Below are 16,769 nucleotides of genomic sequence, written 5' to 3'. Positions count from 1 at the left end.
CGGTGCGCTGTTCCACAAGGGCAAGCTCCTCGAACGACCCGTCGAGATCACCCCGGAACCGTCACCGGACACGCCGGTATCCGAGGTCGCCTGACACACCTTAATCCACAGAATTTGACGATTCCTCGGGTTCGCCTGCCGGTGATGGGTGGCCCGCGACCGGCCGACCAGGGCAAATGCCCGCACCACACCGAGCAGCGCGGTCAGCCGGTCCACGGTCTCGGCCTGCCAGGTGCGCCAGGCCGCCCGGCTCACTCCTTGTTCTTCCTGGAGAGCGCTTCCAAGAACGCGACACCTTTTCCCATGACCTCCAACGCGGCATCACGATCGGCGATGACCTCGTCCTTTCGGGCAGCATCCCCCTCGAGCTTGCCGATCTGCTTTTCCAGCTCGGCGATACGCGCCTGCTCCGGGGACTGACCGGCTCGAGGCCTCTTCTTGGACACGGTGCCCAGTGTTCCGGCTTAAATCTGGGCCCGCCACTGCTTGACGCTGGACTCATAGAGGCCCTCCCGGCGCAGCACCCGGCCCTTCTGCCCGGCCGGGGCCCGGTCGTACTCGGCGGCGATGCGCCGCTTGTACTCGGCGGTGAACGTCCGCCTCGTCGGCCGCCCGGTTCGCGGGGACTCAACCGTCTCCTGCACCGAGGTCGTCGGCGTGGTCCGCGAGGCCTCCATGGCCGCGTCAGTGGTCGCAGTGATCGTCATGCGAGCGTCTCACCTCAGTCTGGCGGATAGGGAACAGCGGCACCAGGCTGCCCTCCACGATGATGCCCCGATCCTCGGCGTGGTTCCCGATGTAGGCGAGCTGCTCGGCGCTCAGACGAGGGTTCAGCGTGTGCAGCACCGCGCCCATCGACGCGACGGCACAGTAGGCCTCAACGTGCTCCTGGTTGTTGCACATGAGCGTGGCGACGCGCTCGTCGCCAGCGACCCCACAGGCACGCAGCGCATGCGCCCACTGGCAGATCGACGTCACACCTGCGCGAACGTACCGATCTTGACGCTCCCCTCCGGCTGCAAGGTCCGCACCCGCGCCGCGCCGTGAACGCTCGCACCGTGGCGCAGGATGGCTGCCGTCGTGAGCTGGACGTTCGTCATCGTGCTCTGCATGGTGTCCCGTCGGTGGTGGGTAGCGAGCCGGTGTCGACGGCTCGCCGATCGGGTCGGACGGCCCCGTGGTCCAGCTGACGCTCAGCTCGGTGCGATACCCAGTAACGCTTCTCTGCCGACGGGGAGTCCCGGAGAGAGCGTCCGCTTGCTGAAGGCGAAGTCGCGCGGCCGGTTGACGCAGTCAGCGGCAATGAGTTCCCCTGCGCGGAAGTAGAAGCAGGTGAAGTCGCGATCGCGATCACAGCTCGGGTCACCACTGAGCAAGACCTCGTCGTAGCCGGTGTTCAGTCCCGCGATCTGGAGCTTGAGATCGTACTGATCCGACCAGAACCACGGCAGCGCCGCGATGGTCTTGTCCTTGCCGCACATGGTCGCCGCGGCGACCTTCGCCTGCTCCACCGCGCTCGGCACGGACTCAAGTCGGACGCACCGCCCGTACCTCGCCATCACGTGGCTGGTGCAGTCGCCCGCGGCCACGATGTCGTGATCGCTGGTACGGGCCCGGTCGTCGATCACGACGCCGTCGTCGACGAGGAGACCCGCGGCGGCAGCGAGTTCGGTGTTGGGCTGGAGCCCGACACCGACGACGACGAGGTCCGCTGGGACTTTTTCACCACCGGCCAGCCGGACCTCTCGGACCCGGTCGTCGCCACCCAAAGCCTCGACGAGCGCCCGGGTGCGGACGGTCACTCCCGCGTCGCGGTGGACGCGCTCGTAGAACGCCGATACCTCCGGGGCGGTGACCCGCTCGAGCACACGGTCGGCGGCCTCAAGAACGGTGACGTCCAGTCCAAGCGCACGCAGGGAGGCGGCTGTCTCCAGTCCGATGTAGCCGCCGCCGACGATGACCGCTCGCCGACCCGGTTGCGCCGACTCTCGGATCTGCTCCACGTCGGAGAACGTGCGCAAGTAGTGGACGCCCGGGAGGTCGGCTCCCGGCACGGGGAGTCGCCGTGCCCGGCCACCGGTGCACAGCGCCAGCTTGTCGTAGGACATGCTCTTGCCGCCGGCCAGCATCACCCGCCGCTCTGTGCGATCGATCGACTCCACTCGCGCATTGACCAGCTGGATCTGCTGCTTGGCGTAGAAGTCCGCCTTCCGGATCGCCAACTCCTCCAGCGTGCTCTTGCCGGCGAGGTAGGCCTTGGACAGCGGCGGTCGCTGGTAGGGCAGTGCGCCCTCGTCACCGATGAGGACGATCTCGCCGGCCCAGCCTTCCTGCCGGAGGCTGGCCGCCAGTTGAGCCCCCGAGTGACTGGCTCCGACCACGAGCGCGGTCCCCTGCGTCATGCGTCCTGCTTCGGGGTCAGGCGCACCATGAGCTTGCTAATGCCCCTGACGAAGTTAGACTGCACGTACTCCGGCTCACCGACGACCTCGATGTCCTCGAACCGAGGAAGCAACTCCTCCCACAGGATCCTCAGCTGGAGCTCAGCCAGCCGGTTGCCCATGCACCGGTGCACCCCGAACCCGAAGGAAATGTGGTTGCGCGCGTTCTTGCGGTCGATGATCAGCTCGTCAGGTCGTTCGAAGACACGCTCGTCCCGGTTCCCCGAGGCATACCACATGACCACCTTGTCGCCCTTGCGAATGAACTGCCCATTCAGCACGGTATCCTTCTTCGCGACCCGGCGCATGTACGCCAGCGGTGTCTGCCAACGAATGACTTCCGAGACCATGTTCGGGATCAGGTCCGGATTCGCCTTGAGCTTCTCGAACTGCTCAGGGAACTGGTTGAGCGCCAGCACACCGCCGCTCATCGAGTTGCGCGTGGTGTCGTTACCGCCGACGATCAGCAGGATCAAGTTGCCCAGGAACTCCATGGGGCGGTCGATTAAGTCCTTGGTGTCTTCATTGCTCTGCAACATCGTGATCAGGTCGAATCCGGGCTCCTCGCCGGCCGCGAGCCGAGCCGCCTTGTCGTGCCAGTGCGCACTGAGCCCTCGCGCCGCGTCGACGAAGCCGCGGAAGATCTCGTCGTTGTCGGAGGGTCCGCCGTTGGCCTGCTCCATCGCGGTGGCGAGGTCGGACCACTCGACGAGCTTGCGTCGTTGGTCGTAGGGGAAGTCCAGCAGCGTCGCGAGCATTCGAGCGGTCAACTCGATGGACACCAGGTCGACCCAGTTGAACGGCTCACCGATCGGGAGTTCGTCCAGCACCTCCTGGACGCGCGAGCGGATCAGGGCCTCCATCTCGCGAAGGTTCTTCGGGGCGACGACCCCTTGAACGGCGGCCCGTTGCGCGTCGTGCTTGGGCGGGTCCATGGCGATGAACATCGCGACATCCATGAACCGGGGTGGTTGGCCGATGATGATGAAGGGCTCGGCGGAGAAGACCTCGTGGTTCTTGTCGACGGCGATGATGTCGGCGTGCCGTGTGACCGACCAGAAGGGACCGAAGGGACTGTTGGGCTGGTAGTGCACGGGCGCTTCGTTGCGCACACGCTCGTAGTACGACTTCCACCTGCCCTGGCGGTACAGGAAGGGGTTGCTCAGGTCGATGTCAGCGAGCTCGACCTCGTCCACCGGCGGGATCGGGGTCTCGACGAAGATCTTCTGCCCGTTCGTTCCGGTCACCCAACGACGGGTCTTGTCGTAGAGATGGGCGCCCCGGATCTGCAGCCCCATCGGGAGGGTCGACTGGACCTTCTCGCTCAGCGTGTCTGCAATGCTCGCAATCATCGATCCACTTTCCTTTCGATCAAATCTGGAACTCGGGCAGCTGAACGACCAGGCCGTCCCACTCCTGCGACACCGCCATCTGGCAAGACAGCCGGGAGGTCGGCTGCCGCTCAGGATTCATCGACAGCATCTCCTCCTCGACAGGTCCGGATAGACCCACCTTCTCAGACCACTGCGGGTCGACGATCACGTGACAGGTGCCGCACGCGGCCTCTCCCCCACAATCGCCGTCGATGCCCGGCACCATGTTGTCGACCGCGACCTGCATGAGCGACCGTCCCTCGTCCAGGGGCGCCTCATACTTCTCGCCGTCGTAGGAAACAAAGGTGACTACACCCATTGGCTTGACTCCTCACGATCGAAAACGTGATGAAAGCGTAGCGACTACGCAGGGGGTATGGCTATGATCACATCAGTCAGAATGTTGTGATTTCGGCTCAAGGGGTGCGTGCAATGCGTGTGTACGAACCCGGCGTCCCGCCTCTCGCGTTCGCGCAGATGCTCAACAGCTCCGTGATCGACAGTGAAGCTGCCGCCCGGTTCCGCACGGTGATGGCGCGGGAAGGGACCGACGAGACCGCACTTCTCGCCCGGGACCAGCAGGCGCCGGTGCGCTGGTTCCGAGAGGTGTACCCGGACCTCGACAGCGCCCAGGCGACCCAGTTGGGTTTCGCCTTTGCCGAACACTCCCAGCTGACCTCCTTCGGGCCGCTGAGCGTACCGCTGGTGAGCGCGGGCTCGGTCGCAGAAGTCGTGGAACTGCTCGCCTTTCTGCCCTTGATCTCCACCGCCCTGCACCCCCACGTCCACCCGAACGGAAGTGGCCTCACCATCGGGCTCACTGCACACACCCGCGACCCGGACTTGGACCGCCTCGTCATCGCCTACGGCGGGTCCACGGTGCTGCGACTATTGGACCTGCTCGCAGGGACCCTGCCCTCGGTCACGCTGTACCTGGAGTGGCCAGCGCCGGCGTCTGCCGCGGGGTGGGCGCAGTCCCGAGGTGGGCGCGTCGTCTTCGACGCGCCCACCTCGTACGTGCAGGCCCCCCAGGACGCGCTCGAGGAGGTGTGCCGCTTCGCAGACCCCGTTGCTTACCGCGTCGCGATCGCGGACCTACGCACAGCACTCGAGCGACACCACGGCACGATCTCCTTCGCAGAGCGAGTGCGGGTCCTGCTCGAGGAGGACCCCGGAGAGGCTCACAGCGCCCGTGTTGCTGACAAGCTCTCGGTCTCGACCAGCACCCTGAAGAGAAGACTCGCCGAGGAGGGCACGACCTTCCGTGACGTCCGCGAGTCCTGGCTGCGCGAACAGGCGATCGCACGCCTGCTCGACCCGACCGCAACGATCAGCCAAGTGGCCGCGGATCTCGCGTACAGCGATCTCAGCAACTTCTCACATGCCTTCAAGCGATGGATAGGGCAGTCCCCGAGCCAATTCCGGCACACGAAAGGCCGGGTGCGCAGGCGAGGCATGCCCAACGTGTAGCAGGCCCGACTTCCGACGAAGCCTGTGTCAAGCCCCGGGTTTTGTAGAGGGTGGTTATCTGGCGTCGACGAGGTCGTCGACGGGCTCTGCTTGGGGTTCGGCCGCCGCGTGCTGAGCTTCGTATTCGGCCGGCGGGACGTAGCCGATCTCGCCGTGAATCCGTCGATGGTTGAACCAGTCGATGTACTCGGCGACAGCGATCTCGAGGTCGTCGATAGCTCGCCAGGGCCCCTTGTGACGGTTGCGGACCAACTCGGCCTTGGACAGCGAGTTGAACGCCTCGGCCATCGCGTTGTCGTAGGAGTCGCCTCGTGAGCCCACCGAGGCGACCAGGTCCTGTTGGGGCTGGTGCACGAGTAGGTGACGTTGATGATGGAAGGGCCTCGTTGCCGACGCGTGTGACTCTGTAGGTGACTGACGGCCGCAGGGCTTGTCTTGCAATTGATCCGTCCGCGCGCTGGTGGCGGTGGCGCTGTCCGATGCATGTCGGCCAGAGGCGAGCATGACTTCATACGAGCCTGGTCAGCCCCGTCAACGTCTTGTCTGCCCGACCTCTGGCCGATGTGCCCTCTGGAGGAAGGCACGGCTTCATCATGACAACATTTCTCAACGAGTCCACAGCTGCTGTCCACATCGTTGCTGGAGTCGACACGCACGCCGATAACCACCACGTCGCGGTCCTCGACTTGAGCGGCAGGCGGCTCGGCGATCGACAAATTCCAGCGACCGCTGCCGGCTACGACAGGCTCCTGACCTATCTCGGGTCGCTAGGAAACATCCAACTCGTTGGGATCGAGGGCACGAGTTCCTATGGCGCCGGACTCGCCCGACACCTCAGGGAGCGGCGGGTCGATATCCGCGAGATCATCCGTCCCCGACGCTCGCAACGACGACGTGGGAAGTCCGACCCGATCGATGCCTATGCTGCTGCGCAACAGGTACTGGCCGACCCGGAGTCGTTACCCGCGGCTAAATCTGGCGACGGTCTCGTCGAACAGGTCCGTGTGTTGCTAACCGTTCGCCGCAGCGCCGTCAAAGCCCGCGTGGCCGTGATCCGCCAGATCAAGTCATTGCTGGTCACCGCCCCGGAGGAGATCCGAACGCGGTGGTCGAGAGTCAGCGAGCACGATGTGATCGCGGACCTCGCCGCTACCAGGCCCTGTGCCCCCACCGCGTCGGTAGATGCCGCAACTGGCCACGCTCTTCGGCGTCTGGCGCGTCGCCACCGATACTTGACGAGCGAGATCGAGGAGCTCGAGGAAGACTTGCGGGAGCTTGTCTCGACTGTGGCTCCCGCAATGATCGCCACCAAAGGGTTTGCCGTGATCACCACGGCTACGCTCCTGGTGACCGCAGGCTCGAATCCTGAACGGCTTCGATCGGAATCCTCGTTCGCCGCGTTGTGCGGAGCCTCACCGATTCCCGCATCCTCGGGAAAAACCAATCGGTTCCGACTTAACCTCGTTCCAGCGACGTTGAGGTCGGCGCGGCCTGATCTTCGGTGAGTTGCCGTGGCCGGATTGGTGGCGCAGAACGCGGATATCGGCGATGGTCTCGCCACCACCGGCGAGCATGACCGCGACATCGGTCAGCACGCGACCACGGTCGTGGATCGGGACGGACCGGCGGCGTGCCATCGCCTTGGACAGTTCGGCGGTCAGGCCGACCCGATCAGCCAAAAGGCGGGGAGCGATCGTCCCGGCGTGAGAAATCACCCCGACATCACAGGCGGAGAACGACAGACCGGCCGACCACGAAGTACGCTTCACCTACCGAGTGCTTTCTGCTTGAGAACCTGGAGCTTTAGACAACTCCCAGTTTCCCCTGCTCAGGAAGCACTTCGGTCTATTTCGGCCCAGAAAACCGAAGATCCCCATGAAACACCGAGGCTAGGATGAAGTACATGGCTAGCTCTCAGCAACGCGTCGTCAGTCCCTACCCCCACCGCCTGGGCGGTCACTGCGGCTCCGGCGCAATGCGGGACCTGCTGGAATGGGCCGGACTTGGGTGGAACGGCCCTCCTGACGAAGGACTCGTCTTCGCACTGAGCGGCTCCCTGGACCTCGCTTACGTCCGGGACACCGAGCTCATGCCCCCGATCTACCTCGTAGGCCGCGGAGGCGACCTGGAGACAGACCTGCCGATGCGCCTGGGGGCAGCGGTCTCGGTGCACGCCACCGACGACCCGAGCGAGGGATGGGCTTGGGTGCGTGACTCCATCCAGCGTGGCCGCCCAGCCCTCGTGTGGGCGGACATTGCAGAGCTGCCATACCTGCGGGTCCAGCTCCAGATGAGCAGGCACGACATCGTGGTCATCGGGTACGACGACGAGCATCAGATCGCGCACGTCGTCGACAACGACCGCGAGGACGTGCAGATGGTGCCCTACGACGCGCTGGCCAAGGCGCGGTCCTCGCAGGGCTTCCCGGTCCCGACGCGTCACACCTTCTTCGACATCGAGTGGCCCCAGAAGCTCCCTGACCTGACGGTCGCCAGTCGTGCCGCGTTCGCCCAGGCGGCCGCTGCCATGACCGCCTCGGACGGACCGTCGATCGTCTCTGGCAGCGACACGGCGGTCGGAGCCACCGGACTCGCCGCCGTCGACCTGTTCGCCGACGACCTCCCGCGATGGCCCGAAGTATTCCCCGACGACGTGCTGCACCTGCTCCTCCTCGGCCTGCGCGCGTTCGTCGAGAAGGCAGGTACCGGCGGCGGACTCTTCCGCAAGCTGCTGGCCAGCGGCGCGCACGACATTGCCCGGTTGACCGACGACTCTGCGGCCGCCGCAGTGTCCGACAGTGCCCGTCGCTGCGCCGCGACCTGGTCGCAGGTCGCCTCCCTGGCGCGCAGCAACGGGGCCCCGGCCCGCGAGCGTGCCCGGGAAGCAGCCCGGGTCGCCGCCACACTCCCAAAGTTGGAGCGGGAGCTCGTGCGCGCGCTCGAGGCCGCCGGGGCTGCCACGAACACTCGGGCGGTCGTCTGGTGAGCGGCCAGCACGAGCCGAGCGATGCGGTGGCGTCCGGCTACTTCGTCGATAGCGACCACCCGGCAATCCGTCGGTTCGCCTCATCGGTGGTGGAGGGAGCGGACGACCCACACGAGCGTGTCCGGCGGATCTTCGCGGAGGTCCGCGACCGCCTTCGCTACAACCCGTACGGTGTCACGCCCGATCGCGACCACTACAAGGCCAGCTCTATCTTGAACGGCGGCCCCACTTGGTGCGTGCCGAAGGCGGTGCTGCTCACCGCCAGTTTGCGCGCGGTCGGGATTCCGGCCGTGCTGGGTTTCTCCGACGTGCGCAACCATCTGAATAGCGAACAACTGCTGTCGGTGATGGGCACCGATCTCTTCGTCTATCACGGGTGGACCGCCGTCCACGTCAACGGTCACTGGCACAAGGGCTCGCCGGCCTTCAACACCGAGCTGTGTGAGCGGTTCGGCGTTCCCCCGCTGGACTTCGACGGGACCCAAGACGCGCTGCTCCACGCCGCAGACGGCGCCGGTCGTCGACACATGGAATACGTACGAGAGAGAGGGACCTACCTCGACCTCCCGTACGACGACATCATGCGGACCCTGCACGAGACCTACGGGCCCGGCCTGACGCAGAGCGGCACCTCAGGACCGGTCCGCCAGGATCCCGCCTTCGAACCGTGAGAGTCGGCATCGGCGACCACGCCGTTCGATCGATGCCGCCACGGGCACGGTTCACCGATCCGCCGGGACCCCTGCCAGCTGATCGACCATCGCGGTGATGGCGGCCTCCAACCGCCGACACCCTTCCTTCACAGCCCAGGTCTCCCCCAGGTCGTGGAGGTCTTCGAAGGGGACCGGGGGCCCGACGACGAGACTCACCGGTCGACGCCAGCCCAGGCGAAGACGCCCACTGTAGGGAAGGAGAATCTCCTGCGCCCCCCACTGCGCCACCGGGAGAAGGGGAACAGACGCCGCCAAGGCGATGCGGACGGCGCCGGACTTCATCGCTATGGGCAGTCCGTCCTCTCGCTTGGTGATGGAGCCCTCCGGGTAGACCAGGACCAGTTGACCTCGCGCCACGGCTTCCACGGCCCTGCGATAGCCAGCCTTTCCAGCCGACCGGTCGACCTCGACGTGACCCGCGGAGCGGAACCACCACCCCACGACCGGGACCGCGAAGAGGCTGTCCTTGGCCAGGAAACGGGGCACCCGTCGCTGGGCGAGGATCATCTCCGCGACAAGCAGGGGGTCGATGTGCGACACGTGGTTCGCGGCGAGCACCGCTCCGCCGGACCTTGGGACGTGCTCGACACCACGCCAATCCGGGCGACGCAGCACGAGCAGGAACGGCTTGCACACCAGGAGCGAGAGCCACCACGCGAAGCCCCTGGGTTCGGCACCAAGCCGTCGATCGGTCCTGAGCACCTCTCGGATCACCCGACGAGTGTAGACAGATGCCGGGTAAACGTCTGGATGGAGACAAACTAGACTCCATTTCACCGTCCGCCTGTCCGTCGTGACCCTCGAGGAGCCGATCATGAGCGACCTTCCCGCCACTTTGACCGCGCAGCCGAACCGCGAATCATGAGCAGCCACCACGAGCACGGTCCCGTTGCGCCGACGACGCTGGAAGCGTGGATCAGTGCCATGTCGCGACCACAGCCATCCGAATCCGGCCGCCTTCCCTCACACTCCCCCACCTGCGCGGGATGCGGCACGGAGAACCCCGCCGGGCTCGCTCTGCAGGTCGACGCCACCGAGGACGGTGTGTATTGTGTGCACCGCTTCGACCACCGCCAGGAGGGTGCGCCAGGGATCACCCACGGCGGTCTTGTGGCCGCGGCGTTCGACGACCTTTTCGGCTTCCTCCTCTACCGCGTCGGAGAGCTCGCCGTGACCCGGTCACTGACCGTCGAGTACCTCCGGCCGGTCCTACTGGGGACCGACTACGAGTTCACCGCCCGCGTCCGCGACCATGCGGGACGACGACTGCACGTGGACGCCGAGGCGGTCGACCAAGTCGGCGACAAGGTCGCCACCGCGCACGCAACGTTCATCGTCGTCGACCTCAAGCACTTCGAGCAGGGCACGGCCACGACCGGTCCCTGACATCCTCATTCCGCTACGAACGGCTCCAGCTCGACCGCAGGGTCGAGCGGGATCCCGTGGCCGGCCAGCGCATCCCGGAGCACGAGGGTGACGTGACCAGCGAGCCGTCCGACCATGACGTCCAGGGACTCGTCTCGCTGGTCGAGCCACCAGATGACGGTGGCATCCACCATCCCCATCACCCCGACCAGGATGCCTTCCGGAAAGCTCGCCACACCCGATTTGGTGTACCCGCGGGCAGCCGCAGCGATCTCGTCGAGGAGGCGCGACCGCCCCATCCGGGCACGATGCAGGGTCCGACTCTGCCCACGGGCTGCCAGGAAGCGGTAGAGATGCGGATGCTCCTCGGCCCAGGTGGCGCAGGCGCGCACCAACCCCTCGACGACCTGCTGAGGTGTGCCTCGTCGGGTCAGGTGCGGGCGCACCCGCGCGATCAGGTCCTGCGCTGCTCTCCTGGCCACCTGGTCGTCCAGGTCGTCTCGGCTGGTGAAGTTGCGGTAGACGTGCGGCCTGGGAATGCCAGCCCGCTCCGCGATGAGAGCGGTGCCGACGTCGATCCCGGACTCGTCGATGACCTGCTTCGCAGCCTGGACCACGCGCTCGCGCTTCTCGTTACGAGCCAGCTCGTCACGCGACGACCGCCGTCGGACGGTCGAGTCAGCCCATCGTCTCACTTCCACCACCCGCGCAGCCTACAGGCGCGGCGCGACGACTCAGCTCGGTGCCGCACACGCCGAGCAGCGCCCGACGCCGACGTGGGACACCTTGTACCCAGGACGGCGGCCGTGGTCTGATGGGGGTACACCCTGTACCCAATGATCCGGAGGCTCCCATGACCGCTCGCCGTTCCCCGTGGATGGACGACGACCTCAACGACCTGCGTGACCTGGCCCGCACTTTCTGCGAGAAGGAAATCAGGCCGCACATCGAGACCTTCATCGCCGACAAGCACGTCGACCGGGACCTGTGGAACCGCGCCGGAGCGGTGGGTCTGCTGTGCCTCTCCATCCCCGAGGAGTACGGCGGCGGCGGCGGGACCTTCGCTCACGAAGCCATCCTCATCGAGGAGCAGGCGCGAGTCGGTGACAGCTCGTGGGGCGCCTCCCTACACAACGGCATCGTCGCGCACTACCTGCTCGCCTACGGCACCGAGGACCAGAAGCAGCAGTGGTTGCCGAAGATGGCGTCCGGCGAGGTCGTCGGAGCGATCGCGATGACCGAGCCTGGTACCGGTTCGGACCTGCAGAACATCAAGACCAAAGCGATCCGGCAAGGCGAGGAGTACGTCGTCAGCGGCTCGAAGACCTTCATCACCAACGGTTCTCAGGCCGATCTCGTCCTCACCGTCGCCAAGACCGATCCCGACGACAAAGCGGCCGGGATCTCGCTGATGCTGGTGCCCACCGCGGCTGAGGGATTCTCGAGGGGGCGGGTCCTCGACAAGATCGGCATGAAGGGACAGGACACCTCCGAACTCTTCTTCGACAACGTCCGCGTCCCCGCCACCAGCCTGCTCGGTCACACCGAAGGACAGGGCTTCATCCAGCTGATGGAGCAGCTTCCCCAGGAGCGACTGCTCGTCGCCGTGTCGAACGTAGCGGCCATGGAGTTGTGTCTGACCGAGACACTGCGCTACGTGCGCGACCGCAGCGCGTTCGGACGCCCGATCTGGGGGTTCCAGAACACCAAGTTCAAGATGGCTGAGGTTGCCACCGAGGCGCGGGTCGCGCGTGCCTTCGTCGATGAGTGCATCGAACTGCACCTCGATGGGGAACTGGACATCCCCACCGCAGCCATGGCGAAGTTGTGGTGCTCCGAGCGGGCCCAGCGAGTCGCCGATGCGTGCCTCCAGCTGCACGGCGGATATGGCTACATGAACGAGTACCCCATCGCCCGCGCCTGGGCCGACCTGCGCGTCTCCCAGATCTACGCGGGGAGCTCGGAGATCATGAAGGAGATAATCAGCCGCTCCTTGTGAGCCCCTCCGCCACCGAACATTCCGGGCTCGGGGCGGGTTCCCGCGACGGGCGTCGAGCATCGGCGCGTCGACTCCCGTCGCAGCCTCGGGGATCGAGCGGGGGCACAAGACGCGGCCGCTGAGGATGTTAGACGTTGCCGACACGTCAACGCGCCCCAGGGCAAGAGGTCCGTGACCAGCGCGCCGCCCTCACCGACAGGGTCCGGCTCGCCGCGGACACCCCCACGTCATGCTTCTGTCAACCGCGGGTGAAAATTGACCCCTAGGTGTACTGACCGCGGACGTTGTGTCACCGGTCGGCATGGCGGGCTGACATGAGGGAGACCTCCGTGTGAGGTGTGAAAGCGACCAAGCAAACAGGCTCTTCGCATCTGAGTGTGGGGTCAGGCCCGTAGTCCCCCGGCGATGAGGAGCATGCGGAGGCGGTAGTTGTCGCGGTTGCGGTAGCCGCGGGCCAGGCACCGGTGGAGTTCGATGAGGCCGTTGATCGCTTCGGTTCCGCCGTTGTTGGAGCGGTCGGTGGTCCAGTACGCGAGGAAGGAGTCCTTCCACTTGCGGAGCGTTCGTCCCAGTCGGGCGATCTCGGGAATCGGGCACGACGGCAAGGTCGCGAGGGTCTTCTCGGCAGCTTTACGGGCCCTTCCGGATTTAGAGTGCGTTGATCCGGTTCTGGAGCTGTCCGGAGTGGATAAGTGACCGCAAGATGTAGTGCTTGAGGTTCCGGAAGCCCAGGGCGATTCCGCGGAGGTGTTCGAGGCGGCCGTTGATGGCCTCGACGGGGCCGTTGGAGGCGCCGATGTCGAAGTAGGCGAGGATCTCCCGGTGGCGCTTCCACAGCGACCGGCCCAGCTGGGCGAGCTCGGGCAATTCCTTGGGCACCCCGGTTCGGATCGAGCGCAGGAGCTTGTACATCGCGATCTTGCCCTCCCGCTTGCCCGAGGCCTCGTAGGCGGTGATGAGTCGCTGGTAGACGCCGTAGGTGACCTCCACCGCCGCGTGCGCATCATGGGCGGTGAACGCTGTGAACAGGCGGACTTTCTGCTTGTCGGTGAGCAGCTCGGCCCGGGTGTTGAGTGTCCGGCGGATCCCATACAGCGGATCGCCGCCGCGGCCCCGGTGCCCGGTGGTGGCCTGCTGGATGCGCTGGCGGCAGACGGTGAGCTTGTCCGCGGCGAGGTGCACGACGTGGAACGGATTCATCACCGTCCGGGCAGCGGGAACTGCCTTGGCTGCGGCGGAGTGGTAGCCGGAGAATCCGTCCATCGTCACCACCTTGACCCGATCCCGGAAGTCCTGGTCACGGGCGTCGAGCCACTCGGTGAAGACCTTCGCCGAGCGGCCGGCGATCATATCCAGCAGCCGAGACGGGCCGGTGCCGTCCACTACAGGGGTCAGGTCGACCAAGACGGTGACGAACGACGAGGAGCCGTCACCGCGGACGTGCTTCCACTTGTGCTCATCGACCCCGAGGACACGCACGCCGTCGAAGTGTCCGGGCTGGCCGTAGACCATCGTGCGGGTCTCGGAGACGGCAAGGTCGTTGACCAGATCCCAGCCCAGCCCGAGGGCCTTGGCCACCGCCGAGACGCTGGTGCGGTCGATCGCCAGACGCTGCAGAATCCAGCGGGTACAGCGGCGTGTGGTCTTGGCTCTCGGCTCGGCCAACGACGGCATGCGCTGCTGGAAGATCCTCGTGGCGCACTCGGTGTTGTCGCAGGTGAAACGCGGTACCCGCACATGCAGTCTGGTGGGGTGACCCACGATCGGTAGATCGGTGACTCTCCGCTGGATGTGGTCCCGCAGCCGGCCCGCCGCCCCGCACTCGGCGCACACCGGGTCCAGTGTCGCCGGGGAGCAGAACAGGTGCGTGAACTCGTCGGCCACAGCCGCGTCGGTGATCGTCACCCCCAGTTCGACGGTGCGGCAGATGGTGTCGGCAAGCAGGCTGGCGGTAGCGTTCAAAACGGGTCCTGGGGTGTTCGATGCGAGGCGAGAGAACCTGCATCTTCACACGCCCCAGGACCCCTACATCTTGTGCCTCACCGCATCACCGACGAACCCCAGCTACGCACTCCGGATCCGGAAGGGCCGGTTTCGGTACGGGGTGCTGCGAGCAATGTTCAACACTTCTGCGATTTCGGTCATGGTACGCCCTCGCCGCGCATCTTTTTCGCCTGCCGCTTTTTCGCGGCCGTCAGCGAAGACGGTCGGCCACCGACCCGGCCGCGATCACGAGCCGCCGACAGCCCGGCGATGGTGCGTTCGCGGATGAGGTTGCGCTCGAATTCCGCTAGGGCGCCGAAGATGTGGAAGATCAGCTTGCCGCCCGGCGTGGTCGTGTCGATCGCTTCGGTCAGGGATTTGAACGCCACTCCGCGGGCCTCCAGCTCTGCGACGGTCCCGATCAGGTGTGGCAGCGAGCGGCCGAGATGATCAAGTCGCCAGACGACGAGCGTGTCTCCCGAGCGCAGGGCGTCCATTCAACGCCGCTAATTCAGGGCGATCCGTCTTCGCGCCTGATGCCTTGTCTGTCCAGACGCGAAAACAGCCGGCCGCATTGAGTGCGTCCAGCTGTAATTCCGGGTTCTGGTCGGCGGTCGATACCCTCGCGTAGCCTTGTGACTCTCGGAATTATTTGGCACGTTCTTCCCTGAATTATTTGGCACGGTGGTAGCCGTCAGGCACTCTCACCTTGGGATCCTCGGTCGAGTAGGAGGCGGGAGGTATCTCGGGCCTCTCACTGTGTTGAGATCCGCCATCCCGGCATCCTCAGAGCCTCCGAACAACTCCTCGACGCGGCGACTGTTCAGAAAACCACTGATCAACTGCCACAGTTCATCCGCGAATGCCGGGGCTTCTGGACCGACCAAGCGAAGCAAGAACACGAACGCGTCATCATCGTCGAGCGCGGCCACTATGCCGTGCTCGGCGATCGCCCCCGCATCATCGGGGTACACCCCACCCAGGAACTCCAGCCCATGCAGATAATCGTCGAGGTACCTGTTCGGGCGCATCCCCTCATTCCTCCATCATGTGAATCGCCCTGGGTTCGGTGGAGACTTCTGGCCTTGGAAACGAGGATGAAGTCATGCCGAATGAACGTGTGCCAGGAAGACCGACAACGCGTCGGTATTCGTCGGAGGAGAAGGCCGGTGCGGTGCGGATGGTCCGTGCACTGCGGGCCGAGTTGGGGACCGAGCACGGGGCGGCGTCGCGGGTTGCGTCGCAACTGGGGTTCGGGCTCGAGTCGGTACGGGCGTGGGTCCGTCAGGCCGATATCGACGACGGCACCAAGCCAGGGGTGAGCACGTCGGAGGCTCAACGTATCCGGGAGTTGGAGCAAGAGAATCGAGAGCTCAAGCGGGCCAACGAAATACTGAAGCGTGCAGCGTCTTTCTTCGGGGCGGAGCTCGACCGCCAGCACAAGAGGTGACCGCGTTCATCGACGCAAACCGCGACGATGTCGTCGCAGGACGCCCACTCGGGGTCGAGCCCATCTGCAGGACACTGCAGATCGCTCCGAGCAGTTACTACGCCGCCAGGTCACGATCACCATCGACGAGGTCGGTAAAGGATGCCCGGGTGCGGCCGGCGCTTCGGACGTTGTGGGAAGACAACTACCGCGTCTACGGGATCCGGAAACTGTGGAAAGCCGCCCGCAGAGCCGGACTCGACGTCGGCCGTGATCAGGTCGCCCGCCTGATGCGCGCCGAGGGCATCGAAGGTGTCTGCCGAGGTAAGAGGGTGCGGACCACCCGCCCCACCGCCGGCATGGGTCGACACCCGGACCTGGTCGGACGAGATTTCACCGCCACTATGCCGAACCAACTGTGGGTTACCGACCTGACACACGTGGCGACCTGGGCAGGGATCGCGTACGTCTGTTTCATCACCGACGCTTACAGTCGGATGATCGTCGGCTGGCGCGTCGCACCACATATGCGCACCGAGATGGTCCTTGATGCGATCGAAATGGCCCGATGGTCACGCGGAACCACCTTCACCGGGCTGCGGTGCCACAGCGATGCGGGCAGTCAATTCACATCCCTGCGCTACGGCGAACGCCTCGCTGAGATCGGCGCGACCCCATCGATCGGGACCATCGGCGATTCCTACGACAACGCTCTCGCCGAGACCGTCAACGGCTACTACAAAGCTGAACTGATCTACGGACCAGCACATTGCGGACCATGGAAGACCACCGTCGATGTCGAACTCGCGACCTTGTCCTGGGTGTATTGGCACAATCACCAACGCCTCCACGGCTACTGCGACGATCTTCCACCAGCAGAGTACCGAGGAATGATCGAAACCTGTGGATCCCGGGAGGACGCACCTTCCCGGATGATGATCTGTACACGAACAGGATTCTGATCAAGTCCAGCGCGCCAACGCTGGCGGGAAGGTACGCCCGTGCTCACG

Annotated in this window: 20 protein-coding genes, 2 pseudogenes and 1 other annotated feature; of the genes and pseudogenes, 7 read left to right on the top strand and 15 right to left on the bottom strand. The window is 65.5% G+C overall.

Going from position 1 to position 16,769, the window contains the following annotated elements:
* Positions 1 to 251 precede the first annotated feature (251 nt).
* The 7 genes and pseudogenes from ATN38_RS32495 to ATN38_RS01005 form a co-directional block, all read right to left on the bottom strand.
* Positions 252 to 446: a hypothetical protein gene (locus tag ATN38_RS32495; RefSeq protein WP_021334581.1), complete on the bottom strand. Its 195-nt coding sequence runs from the start codon at positions 444 to 446 to the stop codon at positions 252 to 254.
* Positions 447 to 464: 18 nt separating this feature from the next.
* Positions 465 to 707, bottom strand: a complete 243-nt coding sequence (locus ATN38_RS32490) for a hypothetical protein (protein ID WP_021334582.1) — start codon at positions 705 to 707, stop codon at positions 465 to 467.
* A gap of 34 nt (positions 708 to 741) precedes the next feature.
* A pseudogene (locus ATN38_RS32485) lies at positions 742 to 957 on the bottom strand (AMP-binding protein); the annotation flags it as partial.
* Positions 958 to 974: 17 nt separating this feature from the next.
* Positions 975 to 1,100 carry a fatty-acid--CoA ligase gene (locus tag ATN38_RS32480; RefSeq protein ID WP_225320457.1) on the bottom strand — a complete coding sequence of 42 codons (126 nt, stop codon included), beginning with the start codon at positions 1,098 to 1,100 and terminating at the stop codon, positions 975 to 977.
* Positions 1,101 to 1,193: 93 nt separating this feature from the next.
* Positions 1,194 to 2,402 (bottom strand): NAD(P)/FAD-dependent oxidoreductase, encoded by a 1,209-nt coding sequence (locus ATN38_RS01015; RefSeq protein ID WP_021334583.1) that lies wholly within the window; start codon positions 2,400 to 2,402, stop codon positions 1,194 to 1,196.
* Positions 2,399 to 3,793 carry a cytochrome P450 gene (locus tag ATN38_RS01010; protein ID WP_021334584.1) on the bottom strand — a complete coding sequence of 465 codons (1,395 nt, stop codon included), beginning with the start codon at positions 3,791 to 3,793 and terminating at the stop codon, positions 2,399 to 2,401. Before ATN38_RS01010 ends, ATN38_RS01015 begins: the two co-directional genes overlap by 4 nt.
* Positions 3,794 to 3,812: 19 nt before the next feature.
* A complete protein-coding gene (locus tag ATN38_RS01005) occupies positions 3,813 to 4,133 on the bottom strand; it encodes a 2Fe-2S iron-sulfur cluster-binding protein (protein ID WP_021334585.1) in 321 nt (106 codons plus the stop codon).
* Positions 4,134 to 4,246: 113 nt separating this feature from the next.
* On the opposite strand from ATN38_RS01005, the gene ATN38_RS01000 reads away from it, so the two are divergent.
* The gene (locus ATN38_RS01000; RefSeq protein ID WP_037127318.1) at positions 4,247 to 5,284 is read left to right on the top strand and encodes an AraC family transcriptional regulator; all 1,038 of its coding nucleotides are present in this window, start codon (positions 4,247 to 4,249) and stop codon (positions 5,282 to 5,284) included.
* A gap of 54 nt (positions 5,285 to 5,338) precedes the next feature.
* Here the strand turns inward: ATN38_RS01000 and ATN38_RS00995 are convergent.
* A pseudogene (locus tag ATN38_RS00995) lies at positions 5,339 to 5,626 on the bottom strand (integrase core domain-containing protein); the annotation flags it as partial.
* A 251-nt stretch (positions 5,627 to 5,877) separates the two neighbouring features.
* Here ATN38_RS00995 and ATN38_RS00990 point away from each other — a divergent pair.
* The 3 genes from ATN38_RS00990 (at position 5,878) to ATN38_RS00980 (ending at position 8,941) form a co-directional block, all read left to right on the top strand.
* Positions 5,878 to 6,789, top strand: a complete 912-nt coding sequence (locus tag ATN38_RS00990) for an IS110 family transposase (protein WP_021334587.1) — start codon at positions 5,878 to 5,880, stop codon at positions 6,787 to 6,789.
* 398 nt (positions 6,790 to 7,187) lie between these two features.
* Positions 7,188 to 8,270, top strand: coding sequence for a BtrH N-terminal domain-containing protein (locus ATN38_RS00985; protein WP_030537992.1), 1,083 nt, complete (start codon positions 7,188 to 7,190; stop codon positions 8,268 to 8,270).
* Entirely contained in the window at positions 8,267 to 8,941 is a 675-nt protein-coding gene (locus ATN38_RS00980; RefSeq protein ID WP_011331521.1) for a transglutaminase family protein, read from the top strand. Before ATN38_RS00985 ends, ATN38_RS00980 begins: the two co-directional genes overlap by 4 nt.
* A gap of 51 nt (positions 8,942 to 8,992) precedes the next feature.
* Here ATN38_RS00980 and ATN38_RS00975 read toward each other — a convergent pair whose 3' ends face one another.
* Positions 8,993 to 9,697, bottom strand: coding sequence for a 1-acyl-sn-glycerol-3-phosphate acyltransferase (locus tag ATN38_RS00975; RefSeq protein WP_225320458.1), 705 nt, complete (start codon positions 9,695 to 9,697; stop codon positions 8,993 to 8,995).
* A gap of 147 nt (positions 9,698 to 9,844) precedes the next feature.
* Between ATN38_RS00975 and ATN38_RS00970 the strand changes: the two genes are divergently transcribed.
* Positions 9,845 to 10,369, top strand: a complete 525-nt coding sequence (locus ATN38_RS00970; RefSeq protein ID WP_021334589.1) for a PaaI family thioesterase — start codon at positions 9,845 to 9,847, stop codon at positions 10,367 to 10,369.
* Between the two features lie 5 nt (positions 10,370 to 10,374).
* On the opposite strand, the gene ATN38_RS00965 is transcribed toward ATN38_RS00970, so the two are convergent.
* Complete coding sequence (locus tag ATN38_RS00965) at positions 10,375 to 11,052, bottom strand: TetR/AcrR family transcriptional regulator (RefSeq protein WP_021334590.1); 678 nt, start codon at positions 11,050 to 11,052, stop codon at positions 10,375 to 10,377.
* Positions 11,053 to 11,201: 149 nt separating this feature from the next.
* On the opposite strand from ATN38_RS00965, the gene ATN38_RS00960 reads away from it, so the two are divergent.
* The gene (locus ATN38_RS00960) at positions 11,202 to 12,347 is read left to right on the top strand and encodes an acyl-CoA dehydrogenase family protein (protein WP_021334591.1); all 1,146 of its coding nucleotides are present in this window, start codon (positions 11,202 to 11,204) and stop codon (positions 12,345 to 12,347) included.
* Between the two features lie 383 nt (positions 12,348 to 12,730).
* Here the strand turns inward: ATN38_RS00960 and ATN38_RS00955 are convergent, their stop codons facing one another.
* From ATN38_RS00955 to ATN38_RS00940, 5 genes are all read right to left on the bottom strand, one after another.
* The gene (locus tag ATN38_RS00955; RefSeq protein ID WP_021334592.1) at positions 12,731 to 12,952 is read right to left on the bottom strand and encodes a transposase; all 222 of its coding nucleotides are present in this window, start codon (positions 12,950 to 12,952) and stop codon (positions 12,731 to 12,733) included.
* A gap of 43 nt (positions 12,953 to 12,995) precedes the next feature.
* Complete coding sequence (locus ATN38_RS00950; protein ID WP_021334593.1) at positions 12,996 to 14,309, bottom strand: ISL3 family transposase; 1,314 nt, start codon at positions 14,307 to 14,309, stop codon at positions 12,996 to 12,998.
* A 179-nt stretch (positions 14,310 to 14,488) separates the two neighbouring features.
* Positions 14,489 to 14,827: a recombinase family protein gene (locus tag ATN38_RS00945; RefSeq protein ID WP_332113078.1), complete on the bottom strand. Its 339-nt coding sequence runs from the start codon at positions 14,825 to 14,827 to the stop codon at positions 14,489 to 14,491.
* Positions 14,781 to 14,918, bottom strand: a complete 138-nt coding sequence (locus ATN38_RS33295; protein ID WP_332113079.1) for a hypothetical protein — start codon at positions 14,916 to 14,918, stop codon at positions 14,781 to 14,783. Before ATN38_RS33295 ends, ATN38_RS00945 begins: the two co-directional genes overlap by 47 nt.
* 116 nt (positions 14,919 to 15,034) lie before the next feature.
* Positions 15,035 to 15,361: a hypothetical protein gene (locus ATN38_RS00940; RefSeq protein WP_021334594.1), complete on the bottom strand. Its 327-nt coding sequence runs from the start codon at positions 15,359 to 15,361 to the stop codon at positions 15,035 to 15,037.
* Between the two features lie 74 nt (positions 15,362 to 15,435).
* Between ATN38_RS00940 and ATN38_RS00935 the strand changes: the two genes are divergently transcribed.
* Positions 15,436 to 16,721, top strand: a protein-coding gene (locus ATN38_RS00935) for an IS3 family transposase (RefSeq protein WP_225320459.1) whose coding sequence is annotated in 2 segments (ribosomal slippage) — positions 15,436 to 15,739 and positions 15,739 to 16,721 — 1,287 coding nt in all. Because the reading frame shifts where the segments join, the coding sequence is not laid out codon by codon here.
* Positions 15,735 to 15,869, top strand: a sequence feature (AL1L pseudoknot). (Overlaps the previous gene by 135 nt.)
* Positions 16,722 to 16,769: the final 48 nt, after the last annotated feature.

The organism is Rhodococcus sp. FH8 (genome assembly GCF_019266085.1).
Classification (GTDB): domain Bacteria; phylum Actinomycetota; class Actinomycetes; order Mycobacteriales; family Mycobacteriaceae; genus Rhodococcus_F; species Rhodococcus_F qingshengii.
Note: the sequence above shows the minus strand (reverse complement) of the source record. Positions and strands in the feature narration are given on the sequence as shown.